Source organism: Bartonella phoceensis, from assembly GCF_902825145.1.
GTDB lineage: Bacteria > Pseudomonadota > Alphaproteobacteria > Rhizobiales > Rhizobiaceae > Bartonella > Bartonella phoceensis.
This window is the reverse complement of record NZ_CADEAD010000095.1, coordinates 1-233: the sequence shown is the minus strand read 5'-3', so window position 1 is coordinate 233 and position 233 is coordinate 1. Positions and strand designations below refer to the sequence as shown.

General features: G+C 36.5%; 1 protein-coding gene. It reads left to right on the top strand.

The genetic code is table 11. From position 1 onward, the window contains the following. Positions 1 to 233 (top strand): hypothetical protein (locus J7R07_RS08215; protein WP_208436353.1); only part of this gene is annotated, 233 nt, incomplete at both ends.

Here is a 233-nt window from a genome sequence, read left to right as displayed (position 1 = left end):
AAAAATGAGATTACAAAGGAGATTACCAATGTCAGGGATGATAGCCTTGTTAAGAAAGATCCGACGACGAATCGTATTGATATTGGTAAAGAAATAGAAGGCAGTAAAATCAGTATCGCGAATAAAACTGGTGTGCATCGTGTAATTTCTGGTGTTGGTGAGGGAAAGAACAATGATGAAGCTGTTAATAAAGGCCAACTAGATAAAAGTTTGAAGGATCTTTCCAACAATCT